We start from the raw sequence: 2,892 nt of genomic DNA on the forward strand, positions 1-2,892 counted from the left end.
GAACGTGCCGCCGGCCGCGGTGATGAAGCAGGCCCACGTCCGCCCACCCCGGCGCGCGGACGGCGTCGCGGCCTGAGCAGGCTCAGGCCACGCGACCGGAGAATTGGCCCGCTGGCGGCCGGCGTGCCAGGATCTCGCCGGTGTCGTGGCCGTGTTGCAGGCTGACGACGCGGTCGCGACCCCGTTGCTTTGCCGCGTACAGCGCCTCATCGGCACGCTGCAGCCACCCGGGGGCGTCTTCGCCTTCCGCCGGGATGCCGCTGACCATGCCGCCTGACAGCGTCACGTGGCGGGCCACAGGGGAATCGGGGTGATAGAGGCTGTCGCGCTCCATGTGGTGGAGCAGGGCCAGTGCAAAACTCAGCGCCCCTTCAGGCGGCGTGTAGGGCAGCAGCAGCACGAATTCCTCACCGCCGTAGCGGGCCGCGTAGTCCATTGGCCTACGGCAGACCTGCTGCAGGATGCGACCGATCTGCTGCAGGCACTGGTCGCCCTCCAGGTGGCCCAGCCGGTCGTTGTAGCGCTTGAAGAAGTCCACGTCGCACAAGATCATCGACAGGGGACGTTGCTCGCGCCGCGCATCGCCGAGCGCGCGGGCCAGCTGGTCATCCAGCCCTTTGCGATTGCCCAGGCCGGTGAGTGGGTCATGCCGGATCTGCCGGCTCAGTTGCTCATTGGCCTGCTGCAAGGCCACGGCCGTCGCGTTCAGCTCCTGCCGGGCTTCGAGCAGGCGCTGCATCGCGTGCACCTTGGCCTTGAGCACCAGTGGCGACACCGGTTGCACGAGGTAGTCGTCGCCGCCAGCTTCGATGGCGGCACTCAGGTCGGTCTCGCTGTCCAGACTGGACACGAAGATGATCGGTGTCCAGGGGCCTTTGGCGCCCGCACGGATGCGGCGCGCCAGCTCCAGCCCGCTGCCGTCGGGCAACAGGATGTCGAGCAGCAGCATGTCAGGGCGCTGCTCGTCGAACAGGCGCCAGGCCTGATGAAACGAGGACGCCTCCAGGACCTGATGCCCTTCCTTCTGCAGAAGCTGGCTCAGGCGGGCGAGGAGAAGGGGCTGGTCCTCGACGACCAGCACCCGCAGCGGGGCATTGTGCATGCTTTAACGGGTTCCGGTGCCCACGGAAACGTGAACGCATGCACGAAGTGTGCCTCAGCGGTGTCGTCGATACCACCCGTGAGAACACGGGGCTGCCCGGCCTGGCTGTCAGCCCGCCTGGCTGTCGCCGTGCAGGTGGGTCACCGTATCGACCTGCATCTCGAAGCTGAAGAAGCGGTTGCGGCCCTGGGCCTTGGCGCTGTAGAGCGCTTCATCGGCCCGCAGCAGCAGGCTTTGCGCGGTGGTGCTGGCGTCGGGCACCACGGTGGTGATGCCGCCTGACAGCGTCACGACGCCGAACGGGGAGGCCGCGTGGGGCTCGGCATGCGCGGCAAGCATTTGCTGCAACGCGCGGGCAAAGGTCATGGCGCCAGAACGGGGCGTGTTCGGCAGGATCAGCCCGAACTCCTCTCCACCGTAGCGGGCGACGTAATCGAGTGGCCGGCGACACACCGAGCGCAGAACCTTGGCCACACGCTGCAGACACGCGTCGCCCTGCACGTGCCCCAGTGCATCGTTGTAGCTCTTGAAGTGGTCGATGTCGCAGAGGATGAGACTGAGCGGCTGCTTGTCGCGCGCGCACTGGTGCACGCTGGTGTGTAGCCGCTCATCGAAGCCCCGGCGGTTGCCAAGCTGGGTGAGGTCGTCCAGCGTGGTGAGGTGCGCCAGGCGCTCGTTCGCCGTGCGCAGGGCTTCCGAAGTGTGAATGAGCTGCTGCCGCATGCGCTGCAGCCGCGACATGGCGTGCAGCTTGGCGGCCAGCACCACGGCCGAGGCGGGCTTGACAAGGTAGTCGTCACCGCCGGACTCGATGCCCCGCCACAGGTCGAGTTCGTGGTCGCGGGCCGACAGGAAGATGATGGGTGTCCAGTCGCTGCCTTCCAGACTGCGGATTTCGCGGGCGGCCCAGTAGCCATCTTCGACGGGCAGGACCACGTCCATGAGAACGAGGTCAGGGCGTTGCCGCTGGAAGGCGGCCACCGCTTCCATGGCGGTTTCGGCCTCTGTCACGCTGTGGCCATGTGCTTCCAGCTGACGTCGCAGTGAGGAGCGAACCGAGAGCTGGTCTTCAACCAGCAGGACGTGCATCGGTGAGGCGGGCATGGACGAGCGGGTACAGCGGGGACGCGTGTTTATCGGCCAGACCGTGAAAAACTGGAGCTTTCACGCACCTCAGACGAAAAAAAGCACCCCGCAGGGTGCTTTTTCGAGGCCGGTCTGGATCAGACGCGCTTTTTGTATTCGTTGGTGCGGGTGTCGATTTCGATCTTGTCGCCCGATTCCACGAACAGGGGCACGGAGATTTCGAAGCCGGTGCCGACGATGCGGGCGGGCTTCATGACCTTGCCCGAGGTGTCGCCCTTGACGGCCGGCTCGGTTTCGATTTCGCGCACGATGGTGGTGGGCAGTTCGACCGAAATGGCCTTGCCGTCATAGAACACCACTTCGACTTCCATGCCGTCGAGCAGGTAGTTCACCGAGTCGCCCATGTTCTCGGCTTCCACTTCGAACTGGTTGTACTCGGCGTCCATGAACACGTACATCGGGTCGGCGAAGTAGGAGTAGGTGCACTCCTTCTTGTCGAGGATGATCTGGTCCATCTTGTCGTCGGCCTTGAAGACCACTTCGGCGCCGCCGCCGTTCAGCAGGTTCTTCATCTTGATGCGGACGGTGGCCGCGCCACGGCCGCCGCGGCTGTACTCGGTCTTCAGGACGACCATCGGGTCCTTGCCCTGCATGATGACGTTGCCAGCGCGGATTTCTTGTGCGAGTTTCATGGTGATTCCAGG

General features: G+C 65.5%; 3 protein-coding genes. All 3 read right to left on the reverse strand.

All coding sequences use genetic code 11. The annotated features are described in order from the left end of the window. Positions 1-82: 82 nt before the first annotated feature. Entirely contained in the window at positions 83-1,102 is a 1,020-nt protein-coding gene (locus Q0Z44_RS18215) for a diguanylate cyclase (RefSeq protein WP_298015415.1), read from the reverse strand. A 108-nt stretch (positions 1,103-1,210) separates the two neighbouring features. Next, positions 1,211-2,206: a diguanylate cyclase gene (locus tag Q0Z44_RS18220; protein ID WP_298015418.1), complete on the reverse strand. Its 996-nt coding sequence runs from the start codon at positions 2,204-2,206 to the stop codon at positions 1,211-1,213. A 119-nt stretch (positions 2,207-2,325) separates the two neighbouring features. Next, positions 2,326-2,880, reverse strand: coding sequence for an elongation factor P (gene efp, locus Q0Z44_RS18225; RefSeq protein WP_298015421.1), 555 nt, complete (start codon positions 2,878-2,880; stop codon positions 2,326-2,328). Positions 2,881-2,892 lie beyond the last annotated feature (12 nt).

The organism is uncultured Aquabacterium sp. (assembly GCF_947366995.1).
Taxonomy (GTDB): Bacteria; Pseudomonadota; Gammaproteobacteria; order Burkholderiales; family Burkholderiaceae_C; genus Aquabacterium.